Source organism: Halomonas sp. GXIMD04776 (assembly GCF_049808615.1).
Classification (GTDB): domain Bacteria; phylum Pseudomonadota; class Gammaproteobacteria; order Pseudomonadales; family Halomonadaceae; genus Modicisalibacter.
Genome location: NZ_JBNCAN010000005.1, coordinates 52,546 through 72,097, shown reverse-complemented (window position 1 = coordinate 72,097; position 19,552 = coordinate 52,546). Strand labels below are relative to the sequence as shown.

18 protein-coding genes are annotated in these 19,552 nt (G+C 60.9%); 12 read left to right on the top strand and 6 right to left on the bottom strand.

Annotated elements, in window-relative coordinates; all coding sequences use genetic code 11:
* Positions 1-91 precede the first annotated feature (91 nt).
* The 8 genes from ACPF7Z_RS04640 (at position 92) to ACPF7Z_RS04605 (ending at position 9,770) form a co-directional block, all read left to right on the top strand.
* A complete protein-coding gene (locus ACPF7Z_RS04640; RefSeq protein WP_425192010.1) occupies positions 92-1,474 on the top strand; it encodes a V-type ATP synthase subunit B in 1,383 nt (460 codons plus the stop codon).
* Between the two features lie 169 nt (positions 1,475-1,643).
* On the top strand, positions 1,644-2,249 hold the full coding sequence (locus ACPF7Z_RS04635) for a V-type ATP synthase subunit D (protein ID WP_425192009.1): 606 nt from the start codon (positions 1,644-1,646) through the stop codon (positions 2,247-2,249).
* A complete protein-coding gene (locus ACPF7Z_RS04630; RefSeq protein WP_425192008.1) occupies positions 2,246-4,027 on the top strand; it encodes a V-type ATP synthase subunit I in 1,782 nt (593 codons plus the stop codon). The genes ACPF7Z_RS04635 and ACPF7Z_RS04630 overlap by 4 nt, the downstream gene beginning before the upstream one ends.
* Entirely contained in the window at positions 4,015-4,464 is a 450-nt protein-coding gene (locus tag ACPF7Z_RS04625) for an ATP synthase subunit C (protein WP_425192007.1), read from the top strand. Before ACPF7Z_RS04630 ends, ACPF7Z_RS04625 begins: the two co-directional genes overlap by 13 nt.
* Positions 4,465-4,482: 18 nt before the next feature.
* Positions 4,483-5,175 carry an ATPase gene (locus ACPF7Z_RS04620; protein ID WP_425192006.1) on the top strand — a complete coding sequence of 231 codons (693 nt, stop codon included), beginning with the start codon at positions 4,483-4,485 and terminating at the stop codon, positions 5,173-5,175.
* Positions 5,176-5,192: 17 nt separating this feature from the next.
* Positions 5,193-5,891 (top strand): hypothetical protein, encoded by a 699-nt coding sequence (locus ACPF7Z_RS04615; RefSeq protein ID WP_425192005.1) that lies wholly within the window; start codon positions 5,193-5,195, stop codon positions 5,889-5,891.
* Between the two features lie 174 nt (positions 5,892-6,065).
* Positions 6,066-7,925 (top strand): V-type ATP synthase subunit A, encoded by a 1,860-nt coding sequence (locus tag ACPF7Z_RS04610; RefSeq protein ID WP_425192004.1) that lies wholly within the window; start codon positions 6,066-6,068, stop codon positions 7,923-7,925.
* A gap of 87 nt (positions 7,926-8,012) precedes the next feature.
* Positions 8,013-9,770 (top strand): PHA/PHB synthase family protein, encoded by a 1,758-nt coding sequence (locus tag ACPF7Z_RS04605; RefSeq protein WP_425192003.1) that lies wholly within the window; start codon positions 8,013-8,015, stop codon positions 9,768-9,770.
* Positions 9,771-9,958: 188 nt separating this feature from the next.
* On the opposite strand, the gene ACPF7Z_RS04600 is transcribed toward ACPF7Z_RS04605, so the two are convergent.
* The 4 genes from ACPF7Z_RS04600 to ACPF7Z_RS04585 all read right to left on the bottom strand — a co-directional run bounded on the left by ACPF7Z_RS04600 (position 9,959) and on the right by ACPF7Z_RS04585 (position 12,810).
* Positions 9,959-10,513, bottom strand: a complete 555-nt coding sequence (locus ACPF7Z_RS04600; protein ID WP_425192002.1) for a cytochrome b — start codon at positions 10,511-10,513, stop codon at positions 9,959-9,961.
* 95 nt (positions 10,514-10,608) lie between these two features.
* Positions 10,609-11,160: a cytochrome b/b6 domain-containing protein gene (locus ACPF7Z_RS04595; RefSeq protein WP_425192001.1), complete on the bottom strand. Its 552-nt coding sequence runs from the start codon at positions 11,158-11,160 to the stop codon at positions 10,609-10,611.
* Complete coding sequence (locus ACPF7Z_RS04590) at positions 11,153-11,428, bottom strand: PepSY domain-containing protein (protein WP_425192000.1); 276 nt, start codon at positions 11,426-11,428, stop codon at positions 11,153-11,155. The genes ACPF7Z_RS04595 and ACPF7Z_RS04590 overlap by 8 nt, the downstream gene beginning before the upstream one ends.
* Before the next feature lie 329 nt (positions 11,429-11,757).
* Positions 11,758-12,810 carry a cytochrome-c peroxidase gene (locus ACPF7Z_RS04585; protein WP_425191998.1) on the bottom strand — a complete coding sequence of 351 codons (1,053 nt, stop codon included), beginning with the start codon at positions 12,808-12,810 and terminating at the stop codon, positions 11,758-11,760.
* A gap of 279 nt (positions 12,811-13,089) precedes the next feature.
* Here ACPF7Z_RS04585 and ACPF7Z_RS04580 point away from each other — a divergent pair, with 279 nt between their 5' ends.
* Positions 13,090-14,121 (top strand): zinc-dependent alcohol dehydrogenase family protein, encoded by a 1,032-nt coding sequence (locus ACPF7Z_RS04580; protein ID WP_425191997.1) that lies wholly within the window; start codon positions 13,090-13,092, stop codon positions 14,119-14,121.
* A 199-nt stretch (positions 14,122-14,320) separates the two neighbouring features.
* Here ACPF7Z_RS04580 and ACPF7Z_RS04575 read toward each other — a convergent pair whose 3' ends face one another.
* Both ACPF7Z_RS04575 and ACPF7Z_RS04570 read right to left on the bottom strand, forming a co-directional pair.
* Entirely contained in the window at positions 14,321-15,646 is a 1,326-nt protein-coding gene (locus tag ACPF7Z_RS04575; RefSeq protein WP_425191996.1) for an ATP-binding protein, read from the bottom strand.
* Positions 15,643-16,302, bottom strand: a complete 660-nt coding sequence (locus ACPF7Z_RS04570; protein ID WP_425191995.1) for a response regulator — start codon at positions 16,300-16,302, stop codon at positions 15,643-15,645. Before ACPF7Z_RS04570 ends, ACPF7Z_RS04575 begins: the two co-directional genes overlap by 4 nt.
* A gap of 163 nt (positions 16,303-16,465) precedes the next feature.
* Between ACPF7Z_RS04570 and ACPF7Z_RS04565 the strand changes: the two genes are divergently transcribed.
* Genes ACPF7Z_RS04565 through ACPF7Z_RS04555 form a run of 3 tightly spaced genes read left to right on the top strand, consistent with a single transcriptional unit; the run spans position 16,466 to position 19,519 of the window.
* On the top strand, positions 16,466-16,786 hold the full coding sequence (locus tag ACPF7Z_RS04565) for a PepSY domain-containing protein (protein WP_425191994.1): 321 nt from the start codon (positions 16,466-16,468) through the stop codon (positions 16,784-16,786).
* A complete protein-coding gene (locus ACPF7Z_RS04560) occupies positions 16,783-17,265 on the top strand; it encodes a DUF2271 domain-containing protein (RefSeq protein ID WP_425191992.1) in 483 nt (160 codons plus the stop codon). The genes ACPF7Z_RS04565 and ACPF7Z_RS04560 overlap by 4 nt, the downstream gene beginning before the upstream one ends.
* A gap of 28 nt (positions 17,266-17,293) precedes the next feature.
* The gene (locus ACPF7Z_RS04555; protein ID WP_425191991.1) at positions 17,294-19,519 is read left to right on the top strand and encodes a PepSY domain-containing protein; all 2,226 of its coding nucleotides are present in this window, start codon (positions 17,294-17,296) and stop codon (positions 19,517-19,519) included.
* Positions 19,520-19,552: the final 33 nt, after the last annotated feature.

The following is a 19,552-nucleotide window of genomic DNA, read 5'->3' as shown; positions in this document are numbered from 1 at the left end:
CCCTTCCCTAGACAAATTTCACGCTGTCCTCGGCAGCGTTGTTTGAGTCATGCCGAGACAAAGCCCTCTTGAGTGGAGCTATTGGCCCGGCATGTCACAACCTCTTAGTCACTATCGCAACATCCTCAGCATCGTCGGCGGCATCGTGCAGGTGCGTGTGCCCACCGGCGATGGGAATCAGCCTACCCCGGCACGCTTTCGGGACATTGCCAGCCTGCGCAAGGCGGACGGCGAAACGGTGCTCGCCCAGGTGATCCGCATCGATGACGACGTGGTCTCACTGCAAGTCTTCGGCGGCACCGCCGGCCTGACCACTCAGGCATCCGTGCGCTTTCTCGGCCATCCCATGCAGGTCACCTGCTCCCAGAACGTGCTGGGACGCGCCTTCAACAGCCTCGGTGAACCCATGGATCGCGGCCCAGCGCTTACTGAGGATCGCCGGGTGGATATCGGCGGACCTTCGGTCAATCCCATGCGCCGAATAATGCCGAGTCGCATGATTCGCACCGACGTGCCAATGATCGACGTCTTCAACACCCTGGTGGAAAGCCAGAAGATTCCCATCTTCTCCGTGGCCGGTGAACCTTACAACGCTCTGCTTGCACGCATCGCCATCCACGCGGACGCAGACGTGGTGGTATTCGGTGGCATGGGTCTGATCTTCGATGACTATCACTACTTCCGACAGCGCTTCCTCGATGCCGGGGTATTCGCCCATACGGTGATGTTCACCAATCTGGCCTCGGACTCGGTGGTGGAGCGGCTGCTGATACCGGACATGGCCCTGGCGGTGGCGGAGCGTTTCGCCGTGGAGGAAGGCAAGCGAGTGCTGGTGCTGCTCACGGACATGACCGCCTTCGCCGACGCCCTGAAGGAAGTCGGCATCAGCATGGAGCGGGTGCCATCGAATCGCGGCCACATGGGGGATCTCTACTCCCAGTTGGCGCGGCGCTACGAAAAGGCCTGCGACTTCCACGGCGCCGGGTCTGTGACGGTGCTTACCGTCACCACCATGCCCGGCGACGATGTCACCCACCCGGTCCCGGACAACACCGGCTACATCACAGAGGGTCAGTTCTATCTGCGCAACGGCCAGATCGACCCCTTCGGCTCCCTCTCCCGACTCAAGCAACGCGTGATCGGCAAGAGCACCCGGGAAGATCACGGCGCGCTGATGAACACCATGATCCGTCTCTACGCCGGCGCCCGGGACGCCCAGCAGAAGCGCGCCATGGCCTTCGAGCTCTCCGCTTTCGACGAGAATCTGTTGCGCTTCGGCGATCTGTTCGAGAAGCGCTTCATGGACGTATCCGTCTCCTTGCCTCTGGAGCGCGCCCTGGATCTGGCCTGGGAGACCCTGGCGGAATGCTTCGAGCCCAAGGAACTGGTCATGCGTCAGCAGCTCATCGACAAGTATTTTCCTGGCAAGAAGCGTCGGGGTGCGGAAGAAATCCAAGCTGGTACTGCAAGCTGATAGTGCAAAACAGTCAGCGGAAAAGAGAACGTGCCGACGATCTAGCGAGCTAGAGCCAGACGAGGCAAATCCGAGCGAAAACGCGCAGTTTACTGGGGTAAATGAGCATTTTTCGCTCGGATTTAACGAAGTATGGCCGACGCGCAGCAGATCGTTTTGAGGAAATGACGTGGCAAGACTCTCGCTAAACAAGACGGCCCTGCACCGGGAGCAATCCCGGCTCCAGCAGTTTCAACGACTGCTGCCGTCTCTGGATCTCAAGCGTCGCCAGCTGATCGCCGAGCGCCTGCACGCCCGGGAGACGCTGCGGGAAAGCGAGGCCGAGCTGGACGCCTTGGTAGCCAAGGTGCGTGATCGGTTGCCCATGGCCGGTGACGACACCCTGAAACTCAAGAGCCTGGCCCGGGTCACCCAGGTGCATCTGCGCGAGCACAACCTGCTCGGCGTTCATCTTCCGATCCTCGAGGAGGTCGATATCGAACCCGCCGACTTCCCGGCGCTAACCACGCCCCACTGGCTGGATCGCTATCAGGAAGCGCTGCGCGAAGCCCTGGCGCTGACGGTGCGCCTGCAGGTAGAGCAAGAGCGGCTGCGGCGCCTGGAGCGCGCGGTCAAGCAGGTCACCCAGCGGGTCAATCTGTTCGACAAGGTGTTGATTCCCCGTACCCGGGAGAACATTCGCCGCATCCGTATCCATCTCGCCGACGGTGAACGCTCCGCGGTGGTACGGGCAAAGCTCGCCAAGCGCAAGCAGGCCCAGGGAGTGCGCCCATGAGTATCGTGGCACTGAGCCGAATGACCCTGCTCGGCAGCCACGGCGGCAAGCAGGCCACGCTGCGCGACCTGCAGGGCCTTGGCGCCATGCACCTGATCGACCTGGGACCGGAAAAACAGGATGCGCCTGCCAGCGCAGTCTCCGGCGATACGCGCAAGGCGCTGGCCTATCTGCTCGACTGCCCGGTCAAGCGTCATCAGGTACCCAACGATCCGGACTTCGATCATCAGGTCATCGTCGAACGCGCCCTGGACAATCAACGCCGTATGCGGGATCTGGAGGACAGCATCGATTTCACCCGGCGGCGCCTGAAGGATCTCGAGCCCTGGGGGGATTTCGATTTTCCGCCCCTGGAAAGCCTCGCCGGACATCGCCTGTGGTTCTACGAGGTGCCCAACTACCGGGCGCGCCAGCTTGCCGACGTGGAGCTTCCCTGGCAGGAGGTACATCGCGACAACCGTAATCGCTATATCGCGGTCATCAGTCCAGAAGAGCCTGCAGCGGATGCCATGCCGGTGCCTCGCACCCATACCGGCAGCGTGCCGCGCCGGCAACTGCAGGAGGACCTGCAGCGCCTGGTGGTACGCCTCGATGAAGCCGTCGCCGAACGCGAGGCGCTGACCCGCTGGATCCATCTGCTGCATCGCCATCAAGCTCGGGCAGACGACGCCGCGAGTCTGAAGCAGGCGCAGCATCTTACTCGAGATGATGACGCGATCTTCGCCGTGCAGGGCTGGGTGCCTCAGACTGCCCTCGAGAACATCCGGCGTCTTGCCGAAGAACAGGGGCTCGCCCTGCTCATTGAGCCGGTGGGGCCAGAAGATCAGCCTCCCACCCTGCTCGACAACGACGAGCGTACCGCCGGCGGCGCGGAGATCGTGGAGTTCTATCAGATGCCCGGCTATCGCAACTGGGATCCGTCCAGAGTGATCTTCTTCTCCTTTGCGGTGTTCTTCGCCATGATTCTGGCGGATGCCGGCTACGCACTGCTGCTGCTCGGCGCAATGCTGTTCTTTTCAAAGCGTCTCAAGCAAAGCCGAGCCGGAACGCGGGTGCGCACCCTGGGATTCGTGCTGGTGGGCTTCACCCTGGTCTATGGGGTGCTGGCCGGCAGCTATTTCGGCTGGAGCCCGCCGCCGGAAAGCTGGCTTTCACGCCTCAAGCTTCTCGACGTCAACGACTTCGGCCAGATGATGCAGCTGGCGATCGGCATTGGCCTGGCACACCTGGTCATCGCCAACGCCACCGTGGCCTGGTACCACCGGGGCCATAGCGCCATGCTGGCGCCGCTGGGTTGGATCGTCGGCCTGGTGGCAGGGGTCATGCTTTATTACGGCATACCCGGCGGTGGGCTTGCCCTTGCCCTGGGACTTATCGCCGTCTTCGCTTTCACGGATACCCGTCCTATCCACGAGCCGCTGGATCTGCTCAAACGGGTCGGCGGTGGGCTCTATGCCCTGACCGATGTGACCCGGGCCTTCGGCGACGTACTGAGCTATCTGCGCCTGTTCGCTCTTGGGCTCGCCAGCGCCTCTTTGGCGGTCACTTTCAACCAGCTTGCCGCGGATGCGGCAGCAGCCTATCCCGGCCTCGGCATTCTGCTCTACGTACTGATCCTGATCATCGGCCACACGCTGAACTTCGTATTGGCGGTGGTCAGCGGCGTGGTTCACGGGCTGCGGCTCAATCTCATCGAGTTCTATCACTGGGGCATCTCGGACGAGGGATATCCCTTCAAAGCATTCAGGAAAACGGAGACCACGCTATGGAGCAACTGATCATCGCATTGGGCTGGGCGGGACTTTACGGCCCCATGGCCCTGGGGGCCATCGGCAGCATCATCGGCTGCGCCATCGCCGGGCAAGCGGCCATTGGCGCCCTGCTCGAGACCGAGTCCGGTCATGGCCGTTTCATCGGGCTCTCGGCCATGCCTTCCTCCCAGAGCATCTACGGCATCGTGGTGATGTTCACCCTGCAGCGCCCGGTCACCATCGAGACCTCCCCGGGGCTGTTCTCCGTGGGCATCCTTGCCGGAGTAGCGCTGCTGTTGAGCGCGGTTTATCAAGGTAGCTGCTGCGCCTCGGCGATCAACAGCTCAAAGAGCAAGCCGGAAATCTTCGGCCTGTCCATTGCGCCGGCAGCGATCGTCGAAGGCTTCGGGGTGTTCGCCTTCATCTTCGCCCTGGTGATCGGTGGCAGCATTCCGGCGCAGTGATTTCGAGGAGTTAACTCTATGAGTCAATCAGAAACGGCTCCCCAAGGCGCCTCTTCCGGCGTCGAGTCGCTGATCGAACGGCTTCGGGGTGAAGGGGTCGAGCAGGGCCGGGAAGAGGCCCGACGCATCGTGGAGGATGCGGAAAAGCGCGCCACCTGGATGATCGAACAGGCGGAACAGGACGCCCAGGCGCTGCGTGAGCAGGCCCGGGAAGACGCCAGGCGCCTGGAGAATTCCGCCAAGGAAGCACTGCGGGTGGCTGCCCGGGACAGCGTGCTGGAGATGCAGACCACCTTGACCCACCGCTTTCGTGATCACCTGCGCTGGCTGGTGGGCCAGACGCTGTCCCAGGAAGACCTGTTGCAGCGGTTGATCCTCGAACTCGCCGCCCGGACCCGAAGCGACACGCCGCTGGATGCGGAAAAGGATGTGGAAGTGATGCTGCCCCGAGACGTGCTGGGGCTCGAAGAGTTGCGTCGTCGCCCGGAGGAGCTCAAGGAAGGCACGCTCTCCTGCTTCGTGGTCGCCCAGGCCCGGGAGGTGCTGCGCGAGGGCGTGCGCTTCTCGATCGGCGAACATGCCAGCGGCCTGCGCGTCCGCCTGCACGAGCAGGAGATGGAGCTCGATATCAGTGACGAGGCGGTGTCGGAGTTTTTGCTGGCACATCTGCAACCACGTTTTCGCGCCATGCTCGAGGGTATCGTCAAATAGCTATGTCACCAATAGGCATGTCTAAGCGTCATCAGTACATCGATCTGCTCTCAAGCCTGCCGGCCTTGCCCGCAACCCCCTTCGGACGCGAGCCGCTGCCGATCTCGTCGATCCGCCTGGAACATCGCCTCGAGGCGCTGCGCGAGGCCCATCGCGACAGCCTGCAGATGCTGGTCACCCTGTTCGACTGGCAATACATGGGCCTGGACATTTCCACCGGTGCCTATATCCAGCGCTATCGGCAAGCGGCACCACTGCTGGCAGAACACGGCGTGGATGATCTCGTCGAGACGATGCTCGAACACCACACCCTGGTGACGGCCCTGCGCCGGCGTCGTCGGGGTGATCCTGCGCCGTCTCTGGGTGAGACCTGGGGGTTTGGTCCACGCCTGGCGCATATCAGCACCCATTGGCAGGTATCGCTGTTCGGCGTGGGCGCGGTCTTTCCCTGGCTCGCCGAGGCCCGAGACCATCTCGAGCAGGATCGTCCCCGGGAGCTGGAACGGCTGTTGATCGAGGAAAGCTGGCGCCGACTTGCCCGGGCGCGCCGGTATGATCGTTTCGATTTTCGCGAGGTCGTCATCTACTGGCTGCGCTGGCGCCTGATTGCCGCCTGGCAACGCTACAACGCCGAGGCGGCACAGCGTCGGCTACAGGCGGATATCGAGCGCGGACTCGGCGACTACGGGGCGCTTTTTGCGGGAGAACGGGAATGAAGAGGGCCATCGCCGAAAATTTCTTTCATCGCCCGCGGTTGAAATGGGCGCCGGCGGCAAGGCGTAGCGAGGGTCTTTTGCCATGGATGGCAAAAGTAGCGCCCAGGGACGGGTTTACAGCGCCCTCGCGAAGGCTTGCCGCCGGAAAAGCCCATTCTTACCAGGAGTTTGAAAATGATTGTTAAGCAGGAAGTCCATCGCGACTGCCGAGTGGTCAGCGTTCAAGACGACATCGTGGTCATCGAGGCCACCGAGCGCTCGAAGGGGCTGATGAAGAACGAGGTGGTCTATATTCTTCCCGCCCAACATCAAAAAGACGATGGCAAAAACCACGAACTGCGCCTCAAGGGGGAGGTTTTACGGGTGCAGGGCAAGCGCGCGGACGTCCAGGTCTTCGAGGATACCGGTGGCATTTCTGTGGGCGATGATGTGGCACAGACCGGCGAGATGCTTTCCGTCACCCTCGGCCCCGGCCTGCTTGGTCAGATTTATGACGGCCTGCAGAACCCTCTGGAGCAGATCGCCCTGCGCTCCGGCTTCTTCCTGCCCCGCGGTCTGCACCTGGGCGCGCTGGACAGGACCACCAAATGGTCCTTCTCGCCGACAGTGCGTATGGGCACCAAGCTTCGCGCCGGCGATACCCTCGGCACCGTGCAGGAAGGCCGTTTCACCCATCGCATCATGGTGCCCTTCGACGCCCGGGGGGAGCAGGAAGTCAGTTGGATTCAGGAAGGCAGCTTCACCGTGGATGTGCCAATAGCGCGACTGGTGGATGCGTCCGGCGCCGAGCGACAGGTCACCCTGGCCCAGCGCTGGCCGGTGCGTAACCCCCTGCCAAAGCGCCTGCTGGACAGCTACGCCAGCGAACGGCTCTATCCCAGCAGGCCGCTGGATACCACCATCCGGGTGATCGATACCTTCTTCCCCATCGCCACCGGCGGCACCGCCTGTATTCCCGGGCCCTTTGGCGCCGGCAAGACGGTGCTGCAGAACCTGATCGCCCGCCACTCCACCGTGGACATCGTGATCATCGTCGCCTGTGGCGAACGGGCCGGCGAGGTCGTGGAAACCATCACCGAGTTCCCCCAGCTCAACGACCCCACCACCGGCGGCTCGCTGATGGACCGTACGGTGATCATCTGCAATACCTCCTCGATGCCGGTGGCCGCTCGGGAAGCCTCCATCTACACCGGCATCACCCTCGGCGAATATTACCGCCAGATGGGACTCGACGTGCTGATGATCGCCGACTCCACCTCGCGCTGGGCCCAGGCGATGCGCGAGACCTCGGGGCGCATGGAGGAGATTCCCGGCGAGGAGGCCTATCCCGCCTATCTGGACTCGGCGGTGCGCAGCGTCTACGAACGAGCCGGCGTGATCCGCAACAACACCGGCGACAGCGGCAGCCTCACCTTGATCGGCACCGTCTCCCCCTCCGGGGGCAACTTCGAGGAGCCGGTGACCCAGGCGACCCTGAGCACGGTCAAGGCGTTTCTTGGCCTGTCTTCCGAGCGCGCCTACAAGCGCTTCTATCCGGCGGTGGACCCGCTGCTGTCCTGGTCCCGCTACCGGGCGGAGCTCGAGCCCGCCATCGCCGAGCGCCTCGGCGCCGAGTGGCCGGCACGCATCGATGAACTGCTCAAGCTTCTTCACGACGGGGAAGACGTCAACCAGATGATGCAGGTCACCGGGGACGAAGGCATCACCATCGAGGACTTTTTCACCTATCACAAGGCGAGCTTTCTCGACCTGGTCTACTTGCAGCAGGACGCCTTCGACGACGTGGACGGCAGCACGTCTGCCGAACGCCAACGGCGGAGCCTGGCGTTGATCTATCCGCTGGTCAGTTCGGAGTATGCCTTCGATGATAAAGAGGCCATCCGGGAGTACTTCACCGCCTTGGCAAGCGAGATGAAGAACCTCAACTACGCGGTGCTCGATTCGAGCGAGTACCGGCGCCACTTCGATGAGATCGCAAAACTGGCCCAAGGAGTAGGGCTGGAACTTAGCGCGCCACCCAAGGATTCGACCTGATCCAGGTTATTTGGCAGCATGGAGACATCATGCATTCGCTCAAGCGATGCAGTGCTCCTGAGGCCTATCGATAAGGAGTTGATCGACATGAATCAGAATCGTCAACCATCGTCCCTGCTGTCCACCCGCTACGCACCTCGCATGATGGACCAGGCCTTCAAGGCGAACATGGCCACCCTGACCGGTGGCATCACGCCGGCCGGTGTCTCCACGGTGATTTACGAGTGGCTCGCCCATCTCGCCATGTCCCCGGGCAAGCAGATGGAACTGGCCGAGGATGTGGGCTTCAAGGTCGAGCACCTGTTGCGCCATATTCGCCGAGCCAACATGTCCACGGGCACTCAGCCCTGCATCGAGCCGACGCTTCAGGACGACCGTTTTTCCGGTGAAGCCTGGTCCCGCTGGCCCTACAACTTTATCTATCAATCGTTTCTGCTACAGCAAGAATGGTGGGAAAACGCCACCACCAATATCGATGGACTGTCGAAAAGCACCGAAAACGTGGTGTCCTTCATTGGTCGCCAGATGCTCGATCGCTGGTCGCCCTCCAACTTTCCCTGGCTCAACCCGGAGGTGATCGACGCGACCATACAGCAGGGCGGCATGAACTTTGTGCGCGGCTGGGAAAACTTCTGCGAGGATAGGGAACGACGGCTGACTGGCTGCCCGCCGGTGGGTGCAGAGCAATTCAAGGTCGGTGAAGATCTTGCGACTACCCCAGGCAAGGTGGTCTATCGCAATCACCTGATCGAACTGATCCAGTACACCCCGACCACCAAGAAGGTCTACGCGGAGCCGGTACTGATCGTGCCCGCCTGGATCATGAAATATTACATCCTTGATCTGACGGCGGAGAAATCCCTGGTGCGCTATCTGGTGGACCAGGGTCATACGGTGTTCATGATCTCCTGGCGCAACCCCACCTCGGAAGATCGAGACCTGGGCATGGGCAGCTATCGCAGGCTCGGTCCCGCCGCGGCGCTGGATGTGGTATCCGCCATCGTTCCCGATCAGAAGATCCACGCGGTGGGTTACTGCCTGGGCGGCACGCTATTGACGATACAGGCCGCCATGATGGCCAGGGACGGCGATGATCGCCTGGCCTCGATGAGCACCCTCGCCACCCAGGTCGACTTCACCGAAGCCGGTGAATTGTCGCTCTTCATCACCGAAAGCGAAGTCGATTACCTCGAAAGCATGATGCAGGAACGAGGCTATCTTGGTGGTTACCAGATGGCTGGCGCCTTTCAGCTGCTGCGCTCCAACGATCTTGTCTGGTCGCGAATGGTGCGCGAATACATGCTGGGAGAACGCCAGCCCATGATCGCCTTGATGGCCTGGAACGCCGATCTGACACGCATGCCCTATCAGATGCACTCCCAGTATCTACGAAGGCTCTATCTCGACAACGACCTGGCAGCCGGGCGCTACATCGTCGGCGACCGACCCATCGCCATCACCGATATCAACGTGCCGCTTTTCGCCGTGGCAACACAAAGCGATCATGTCGCCCCCTGGCGCTCTGCCTACAAGATCCACCTCTTGTCCGATGCGGAGGAAGTGACCTTCCTGCTCACCAGCGGCGGTCACAACGCCGGCATCGTCAGCGAACCCGGGCATCCGCGTCGCACCTACCAGGTCGAAACGCGCAAGGAAAGGGAAAGCTATATCGACCCGGATACCTGGCAACAGACGATCCCCCGTCAACAAGGCTCCTGGTGGCCGGTATGGCAAGCCTGGCTGGTGGAGCGTTCCGCCAAGGAACAGGTTGCGCCACCGGAGATGGGCGGCCAGGATTATTCGCCTATCGCGGATGCGCCGGGCACCTACGTATTGCAGCAATAACGCTTGCTGTAAAGGTAAAAACCAGCGCCACTGCCCCGGAAAGGCAGTGGCGCTGGTTATTGCACGGCAACCATATGACACTTGATCTTTACTTGGACGGCCTGTCTCGCCAGATACCTGTCGTACTTGCTTGCCGAATATCCTGTTTGCGAAACGTTTGAAAACCGCCTGGAGGGCGGGCCCCAGATTCAGCTTTGCTCGAAACGTTTTGTCGTCATGCGCAAGAGCGTATCGTCGTGCTTGACGAAGTGATGATAAAGCGCCGCCGCGAAATGACCGAGCACCAGCGCAACGAACAGCCAGGAAATCTGGGCGTGCCACTCGCCCAATGCAACGGCCCAGGAAATTTTCTTCTCGCTCTCGGCAACGAGTTCGATGCCCAGGAATCCAAGACCGTGACCTCCTCCCACCATGAGTAGAATACCTGTCACCGGCATCAGCACCATGCACGCATAGAGCAGAAAATGTCCGCCTTTAGCCAGAAGCTGCATGGCGCCCTGACCATGTACTTCGGGACGCTGTTGTCGCTGGCTCAGCATCCAGATGATTCTAAGTGATACGAGCACAAGCAGTAATAAACCGACATCCACATGCCAAGGCACTATGGTATTACCAATCCAGTGATCACCATCGTTGATGTAACCACTGAGCGCCATGAATTGGACAATGACAAGAAGCGCCATCGTCCAGTGAAATAAAAGACTGACGACGCCGTAACGCCGCTGAGTGTCCCGATAATTCATTGCCCACCCCCCTATATAATGTTCAAACAACAAGCCTTGCTTGCCGCTACTTCTCGATATCCTTCAAGCAGCTCCTGTTCATAAGAAGGCATTGGTCAACGCCGCTTGTAGCCGGTTACCATGGAACGAATCAGATTCTCTCGCTGATGAAAGCTTTCATAGATCGCCGCAGCCACATGGAGCCCAATGGCCACGAGCGTGACGTTCACCGATATTTCATGTATCTCCTCGATCGTCTTGCTGCCCCAGCCCCAGTCGGTGGTCAGCAGCCAGCCGCTGACGCCGATCACGCCGACGGCAATGAGCAGAAAAAGAATCATGATCGCCGCCGCGGGGTTGTGGCCGAGATAGCGCGGCTCCTGGCCTCGGATCATCTGGCGCACATAATTCGCCAGCTTTGCCGGCCCGGGTACGAAATCGCTGAAACGTGCATGACGACTGCCGATTACGCCCCAGATCAAGCGAAAAGCCACCAGACCCAATGCCACATAGCCGGCCCATTCGTGGACATCACGATTGCTATCCGGGGTGAAGTAGGCGACGGCAAATGCCGTCACCAGACTCCAGTGAAAGATACGCACCGCCGGGTCCCAGACCTTGACCCGATCATCCCGGGCCCCAGTGCTGGTTTCCCCGTTATCAGTCATTGCGATGCTCCTCCACGACCTCGCCGTTGACCGGGTTGAAGTAGATTTCGACCTTCACGCCTTCCTTGTCTTCTCCATAGATTTCGTAGCAGTTTGTGTCGGTAACGACGAATCGATCGATCTGGTAACCCTGATCCTCAAGCTGCTGTTGCATGGCGTCCTCGCTCATCCATTCGGACTCCGGTGCATCGGTGCATTGAGGGGCAGCAACGGCGACACCGGCAAACGACAGGGCGGCGGCGGCAACCAGCACATAACGAATTTGCATATCGACTCTCCTTTTCACGGTCTTGATTGCTTTTTTCGGGTACATGCCGAATCGGCATGTCGTCATGGTGGCAGCCCGACCTTACAGGAGGCTTAAAATGGAAAATTTTTAGTGGGGTGCTTCAAGAAAAATGCACGACAAGCCATGTCTCAGGAAGATCGCAGGAATATAAAAAAAGAAGGGGGATAATGAGCACTCGGGATATCGATCATTAATTCCTTATTTTGCTGTTCAAGGTTCTGATAAGCAGGTGGTTGTGCTCCGTCTTTGGATTTCTGTTTTCCGGGCAAGACGGCGTGGCATGATGACGCGCCACGCCGTGATTCAAGCTATTGATCGATACCCAGCTCCGGACGCGGCGTATCTGCCGTGCTCGGCGGCAGGATGGGATATTCCAGCCGGGGTTGCTCGCCGGTCAGGCTGTGCAGGAACGCGGTGATCGATTCCACTTCCTCGTCGTTCAACTCGGACCCGAGTTGCGCCACCCCCATTACCGCCACGGCCTGCTTCAAGTCCCAGGCCTTGCCGCTATGAAAATACGGCGGCGTCAGGGCAATGTTGCGTAGGCTCGGCACTTTGAAGACGTACTCATCGGAAGCGGACTCCGTGACTGCAAAACGTCCCTTGTCTTCCGGCGGCAGGAAATTGGCACCGGGTTTTTCCACCACGCCAAAGGGCTGATATTGATCACCGCCAAGATTGATGCCGCTATGACAAGCGGCGCAGCCCTTGTTGACGAACAGCTCGAGCCCGGTCTTCTGCTGATCGCTCAGGGCGTCGGCGTCCCCCTTCAAATATTGGTCGAAAGGCGCATTGGGCGTGATCAGCGTCGCCTCGAACAAGGCAATGGCGTCCTGCACATTATCGATATTGATGGGATCTTCCGCGTCCGGGAAAGCCTCCTCGAAAACCGGTTGATAACCGGGAATACCTTCAAGCATTTCCACCGCATGCTCGTGCGTGGTCGCCATCTCCACCGGGTTGATCAACGGCCCCCCGGCCTGCTCGGCGAGATCCGCGGCGCGCCCGTCCCAGAACTGGGCAGTATTGAATACTGCGTTGAGCACCGTGGGCGAGTTGCGCCCGCCCACCTGCCAGCGATGCCCGATGGAGGTTTCAAGCATGTCGGTGCCACCGAGCCCCACCAGATGGCAGGTATTGCAGCTGATGGCATGACTTTTCGACAGCCTCGGCTCGAAATAGAGCATCTTGCCAAGCTCCACCTTGGCAGGCGTGCTGGGATTGCCCTCCATCTCCGGTGGCTGCTCCGGAATTGGTTTGAACAGCGCCTGGGCGCGGCTCATCAATTCATCCTCGGCGGCCAAGGCCGCCCCTGCCACTACCACTCCAGCCATCATCAGTACCAGGCTTCGCTTTTGCATGCTGATCTCCCTTGTTCATTTGATGAACCACCTTGTCCCTGCATTGATGTATACGCGCCTTACAGGAAGCTGAAGATCAAAGTCTTCGAGCAACTAACCAATTCGTCACGATTGTGAGCTCGCGCTTGGAATCTCCCGCTCATTTTATAATTTAACTAATTGATCAATCCTTGCCTTGATGTGAATCAAGAGTGCCCTAGACGACCCATGCCACCCTGGCCTGGTAGTACTTGGCATCGACTGCCAGTTGCAGCTTTTAATCCTCAAGGAGGAAGCATCATGAAGGCATTGGTATTTCACGGCCCCGGCAAGCGCCGTTGGGAGGACAAGCCGCGTCCAAGCATCGAGAAGCCCACGGACGCGGTGGTGCGCATCACCCATACCACCATCTGCGGCACCGACCTGCACATTCTGAAAGGCGATGTACCCGCCGTGGAGGATGGCCGTACTTTGGGCCACGAAGGCGTGGGAGTGGTGGAAGAAGTCGGTGACGGCGTGAGCAATATCAAGGTCGGCGACGAGGTGCTGATCTCCTGCGTTACCTCCTGCGGCCGCTGCGACTACTGCAAGCGCGGCATCTATGCCCACTGCCGCGACGGCGGCTGGATTCTCGGCCACCTGATTGACGGCACCCAGGCCGAATATGTACGCACTCCCCATGCCGACAACAGCCTGTTTCCACTACCCGATGACATGAACCGGGAGGCAGCGGTGATGCTCAGCGACATCCTGCCCACCGGTCACGAGATTGGCGCCCTCAACGGCGAGGTCAAGCTGGGCGACACGGTGGTCATCGTCGGCGCCGGCCCCATCGGCCTGGCGGCGCTGATGACATCGCGTTTCTACTCTCCGGCGCGCATCATCATGGTCGATCCCGACGAGAATCGTTTGGCCATGGCCAAACAGCTTGGCGCCACCGATGTCATTTCCAGTAATCCCGTCGAGGCTATTCTTGCGCTGACCGATGGCGAAGGTGTCGACGTGGCCATGGAAGCAGTGGGCATTCCCGAAACCTTCGATGTCTGCCAGCAGATCGTTCGGGCGGGCGGACACATCGCTAATTTGGGCGTGCACGGAAAGAGTGTCGATCTCCAATTGCAGGACCTATGGATCAAGAACATTACTCTGCGGACCGGCCTGGTCAGCACCAACACCATCCCCGTACTGATGCGTGCCGTAGAAAGCGGCGACGTAGAGCCAGCAGAGCTGGTGACCCACCGCTTCAAGCTCGACGAGATCGAAAAGGCCTATGATATCTTCACCGATGCGGCAAAGGAGAAAGCCATCAAGATGATCTTGACCGTCGAGTGACGGGTTCGAACATCGCTTAAGCCGATGGAAGACGGTGCCAGGCGCAGGTAGAGATAGAACCTCCTGCGCCGGGCATATCGTCTCGCTTTTTAGTTATTAGCGCCTCCATTCTGGCGACCCATTTCTTGACCCTGATCAATTGGTCGGCGTCGAGCATTTGTCGCTTCAACAGCATGCCGTTGATATTGGTCAGGGGAGCTCAGCGTGGTAGCCGCAGGCTCGCCTCGAACCCGTCTTTTCGGCCTGTTGCAGGAGAGATAAGCGCCAGAGAGACGCCGGCCCCCAGGGCGATCGCATGGGCGATGGCGAGCCCCAGGCCGGAGCCGCCGGCCCGGGTATTCGCCCGGGTGAAGCGATCCGTCAGTCGACACAGATCTTCTGCGGGCACCACCGGCCCCGCATTGATCACCCGCAATACGCCTTCGTTCGACACGGCGACCTCGACGGATTGATCTTGCTGCCCGTGCTTGAGCGCGTTTTCAATCAGATTGCGTAGCAGAATCGCCAGGGCATCCGGATCGATCGACGAGACTATTCGCTCTTTCCTGGGCAACGACAGCTCGAGGCGCGTCCCGAAGACGCGTCGAAAGTCATCGACGACGTGGACGACGATCGGCAGAACGTTCTGCGGCGTCTCGGCCAGCAGTCCTCCGCTTTCGGCCTTGGCCAACTGCATCAGTTTTTCTGACAATCGGGACAGCTCACGTAGCGAGTCCTCGATTCGCCCGGCCCGATCCTGTAGCGGCCCCGGTGGCGCTTCACGGCGCAGGCGCTGCACCTGGGCCAGAGATGCCGCCAACGGCGTGCGCAATTCATGGGCGCTGTTGGCGGTGAAGCTGCGTTCCGCCTCCAGAGCGCGGCGCAACCGCGCCAGCAACTGATCCACCGCCTCGGCGATGGGCACGAGTTCCGCCGGCAGGCGCTGAGCCTCGACCGGTGATAGATCTCCAGCGTTACGCGCCTCGAGTGCCTGCCGATAGGCCAGCAGGCTACCCAGGCTGTGGCGCACGAACCACCAGATGCCGATCAGGCTGAGCGGTACCAGCACCGCCAACGGCAACAGCAGCATCGCCAGCATCTCCCGGGTCGCTTGACGGCGATAGGTCAAGGGTTCGGCAACCTCGATGAAGAAGGTATCGCTGACCGCCGAGGTGCCGTAAAGCCGATGTGTCGTGGTACTGCGCAAACCCGTCTGCGGCGTTTCGGGAAAGACGGACAGATCGACATCATGGGATATGAGCAAGGGCGTACCATTCGCTCCTCGCACCAGGTAGGTGATGTATTCCTCATGGGGGCGCAAAGAGGCGACCTGTTGAAGCAGATTGGACTCTTCCCGGCTGAATATCTCCACGACGGCCAGGGACAAGATGCGCTGCGCGGTCTCTTCCAGAGAGCTGTCGAGGGTTCTGTCGATGGAATGCTGCACGATGAACACTGTCAGTGTGGTTGCAACCAACCAGAGCAACACCACACCAAGGGTCAGGCCAACCCCGAGACGGCGCTGCAGGCTGATCGTCTCGCTCATGTTCGCCCCAGCCGGTAGCCCATGCCGCGTACCGTCTCGATCGTGGCGCGCCCCAGCTTCTTGCGCATGCGGCTGATATGCACCTCGACGGTATTGCTTTCGATCTCCGCGCCGAAGGCATACAGGCGATCCTCGAGCTGCGATCGTGACAGCAGCGCGTTCGGATGTTGCACGAGCGCCTCAAGCAGCGCCCATTCCCGAGCCGTCAGTTCGACGACATGCCCGGCCCGGCGCAGCGAACGATCAACCAGATCGATCTCCAGCTCGCCCACATGAATCAGTGGATTGGGGTTGCCCGTGTAACGTCGCGCCACGGCAGCGATTCGCGCTGACAATTCTGACAGGTCGAAAGGTTTGACGAGATAATCGTCCGCGCCGGCATTCAATCCAGCGATACGATCGGAAATCTGATCCCGGGCGGTCAGAATGATGACGGGTGTCGTGTCTCCGGCTCGGCGGTAGCGCCTCAGTAGATCGAGCCCGTTTCCATCAGGCAGTAGTAGATCTAGCAGAAGAAGATCGTAGGCAGTGGTCGCAAGACACGCCTTTGCCTCTTCAAGCGTCTGCATCCAGTCCACCGCGTGACCATCCTCGGCGATCTGATCGCGCACCGCCTCGCCCAAGGTGGGTGCGTCCTCGATCAGTAATATGCGCATATTCCCTTTCTCCTGACGCCATCGATACCCCGAGACTAACGGATCGACCTGACGGCCACCTGAATGAGATTGGATCATCCGCACATTCCACCGGGCGCAGCCGCTTCAGTCTGTTGTCAGCATAACGAGCTACAGTGACAGCGAATCTTGCATGGAGAAGATCATGAACATCCCCCTTATTACAACCGTCACGCTATGTACCTTGTTGAGCGCCCCCGCCGCTCAAGCAGACCACGACTGCAAGGACCCGGTCGCCGACTGGCAACCTCGTGAAATCCTACGCCAGCAACTAGAGGCCAAAGGCTGGCAGGTGCGCCGTATCAAGATCGATGACGGCTGCTATGAGGTCAAGGGCCTCGATCCGGATGGCAATAAGGTCGAGGCTGACTATTCCCCGGCATCGCTGCGCTTGCGCAAGCTGGAAATCGAGTACGCGGAGGACGCGGTAATACCCGACAGCCTATTCAGCGGAGACAAACGATGAAAAAATTCACCACTGCCCTTGCTCTTGCCCTCTGCCTTGCCGCCGCCATCACGCTGCCGGCCCTCGCTCAGGCACGCGAAGTGACCTTCACCACCGAGCTGAAAAGCTACGGCGGCGATGGCGCCTATGTGGCGCTTTATCTTACCGACGCCGACGGCCAGTACCAGAATACGCTCTGGATCGCCGGAGAGAAGTCGAAATATTACAAGCACCTGCGGGACTGGGCGCGAGGCAGCGGTCAGCGCAGCAGTGAATATGACGGTCTGACCGGGGCCAGCGTCGGCAGCGGCCGCGCCCTGAATATCACCCTCGACATTGCCGATGAGCAGATCGATGCAGGATATGAAGTGCGCGTGGATACCGCCGTCGAGGACATGCGCGACAATCGTGCCGACATCGTCGTGCCACTGACCACCGAGGGCGCGGGCCAGCCGGTCTCCGGACGCGGCTACGTGCAGTCGTTCCACTACACCTTCTGATTCCGATCGAACAAGGAGCACAGATACCATGCTACGCCAGCTGCATTCGCTACCCGGCCTGATCGCAGCGCTGTTCGTCATCGTTCTCACGGTGACCGGGGCGATCCTGTCGCTCGATCCGGCCCTCGAGCGGGCGGGGACCGTGGTTCCCGCCGCTGGGCAGATCAGCGTCGCCGAGCTGGCGGGCAAGGTAGCAGAGCATTACCCGGGGGCCGAGCAGATCGAGCGCACGCCCTCGGGCACCCTCATCGTCTATTACACTCGAGACGGTCAGGTGGGAGCCGATCGGGTGGATCCACGCACCGGGCAGGCCGTCGCCCCTTATGAGCCATCGTCGTTCACGAGTTGGGTAAAGAACCTGCACCGCTCCTTGCTGCTTGACATGTCCGGTCGCGCGGTGGCGGGCATCTCGGCCCTGGCGATGGTGGTGCTGGCGATCTCTGGTGCCATGCTGCTGGCGACTCGTTTGGGCGGATGGCGTCAGTTGCTGCGTCCTGTGCGCGGCACCCTGAGCCAGCGGCTGCATATCGAGCTCGGCCGAGCGGCACTTCTCGGCCTGCTGCTGTCAGGGCTGACCGGGTCCTATCTGTCCGCCACCACCTTCGGCCTGGCCCCGGAGGGAATGGAGGCCGAGCCCGAATTCCCGCTGGAGGTCAGCGGTGGCGCACCCGCCGCCATTGACACCTTGCCGGTTTTACAGGCAACGGACTTAAGCGACCTGCGAGAGCTGGTCTACCCCTACCCGGACGATCCCACGGACATGGTCTCCCTGGGTACCGACCAGGGTGCCGGTTATATCGATCAGGCCAGCGGCGAGTGGCTCTCCTACCAGCCCCATGACGCCACCCACAAGTTCTATGAATTCATCTATATGCTTCACACCGGTGAAGGCCTCTGGTGGCTTGGCCTGATCCTGGGCCTGGCCGCACTGACGGTGCCGGTGATGACCGTGACCGGCATGACGATCTGGTGGAAACGCCAGCGGTCCAAGCCGAAGCTTTCCGCGAACAGCGGGCCGAACGCCGCGGATGGCGTGATCCTCGTCGGCAGCGAAGGCAACACGACCTGGGGCTTCGCCAGGACCCTGCACGACAGTCTGGTCCAGGCGGGCCATCGTGTGCATACCGCCCCCATGAACCAGCTGGCCCCGCGTTATCGTAGCGCGAAACGGCTGTTCATCCTCACCGCGACCTACGGAGATGGCGATGCACCGGCCTCGGCCAATCAATTCCTGGAGCGGCTCGAGAAGATCACCAAGGCGCCGGAGCTCCCGGTCGCCGTGCTGGGCTTCGGTGACCGGCAGTTCCCGCAGTTCTGCGGGTTCGCGAAGGAAGTCGATTCGACGCTTGCCGCCAGGGGCTGGCCGCGGCTGCTGCCGCTCGACACCATCGACCGGCAGTCAACCCAGGAGTTTACCCGCTGGGGCAACGCCCTGGGCAAGATGCTCAGTATTGACCTGACGCTGGTCCATACCCCGGTGCGGCCACGCACCACCGCGCTGGAACTTGTCGAGCGGGTCGATTACGGCGCCGAGGTGCAGGCCCCCACCGCCGTGCTGCGTTTCAAGGTGCCTGAAAATGGAGGAAAGGCCAGCCTGCTGAGCCGTTTACTGGGGCGCACCGGCCTGCCGCCTTTCGAGGCCGGCGACCTGGTCGGCATCCTGCCGCCGGGCAGCCAGGTGCCACGCTTCTATTCCCTGGCTTCCGCCTCGAAGGATGGCATGCTGGAGATCTGCGTGCGTCATCATCCCGATGGCCTGTGTTCGGGCTTTCTCCATGCGCTGCCGATAGGCGGCACCATCGAGGCCTTCATCCAGCCCAATCCGGACTTCCGCCCCGCTTCCGGCAAGGCGCCGGTGGTATTGATCGGCGCAGGCACCGGCATCGGGCCGCTGGTCGGTTTTATCCGCCACAACACGTCGCATCACCCCATGCACCTCTACTGGGGCGGTCGCAATCCGCAGTCCGACTTCCTCTATGAGCCTGAACTGAGCACCTATCTCGAGGACCGGCGACTGACGAGGCTGAACACGACATTCTCCCGCGTCGATGAACGTGCCTATGTGCAGGACAAGCTCATCGCGAATGGTCCGGAACTACGCCGGCTGATCGAAAAAGGTGCACAGATTCTGGTCTGCGGTGGCCGGAACATGGCAGCAAGCGTCATGGCGGCGCTGAACGAGGTCGTTGCGCCGCTGGGCATGGACGTGGCAACGCTCAAGGCCCAGGGGCGCTATCGTGAAGACGTCTATTGAACTGCGCCTCGAGGTGTCTCCTCGAAGATTCAT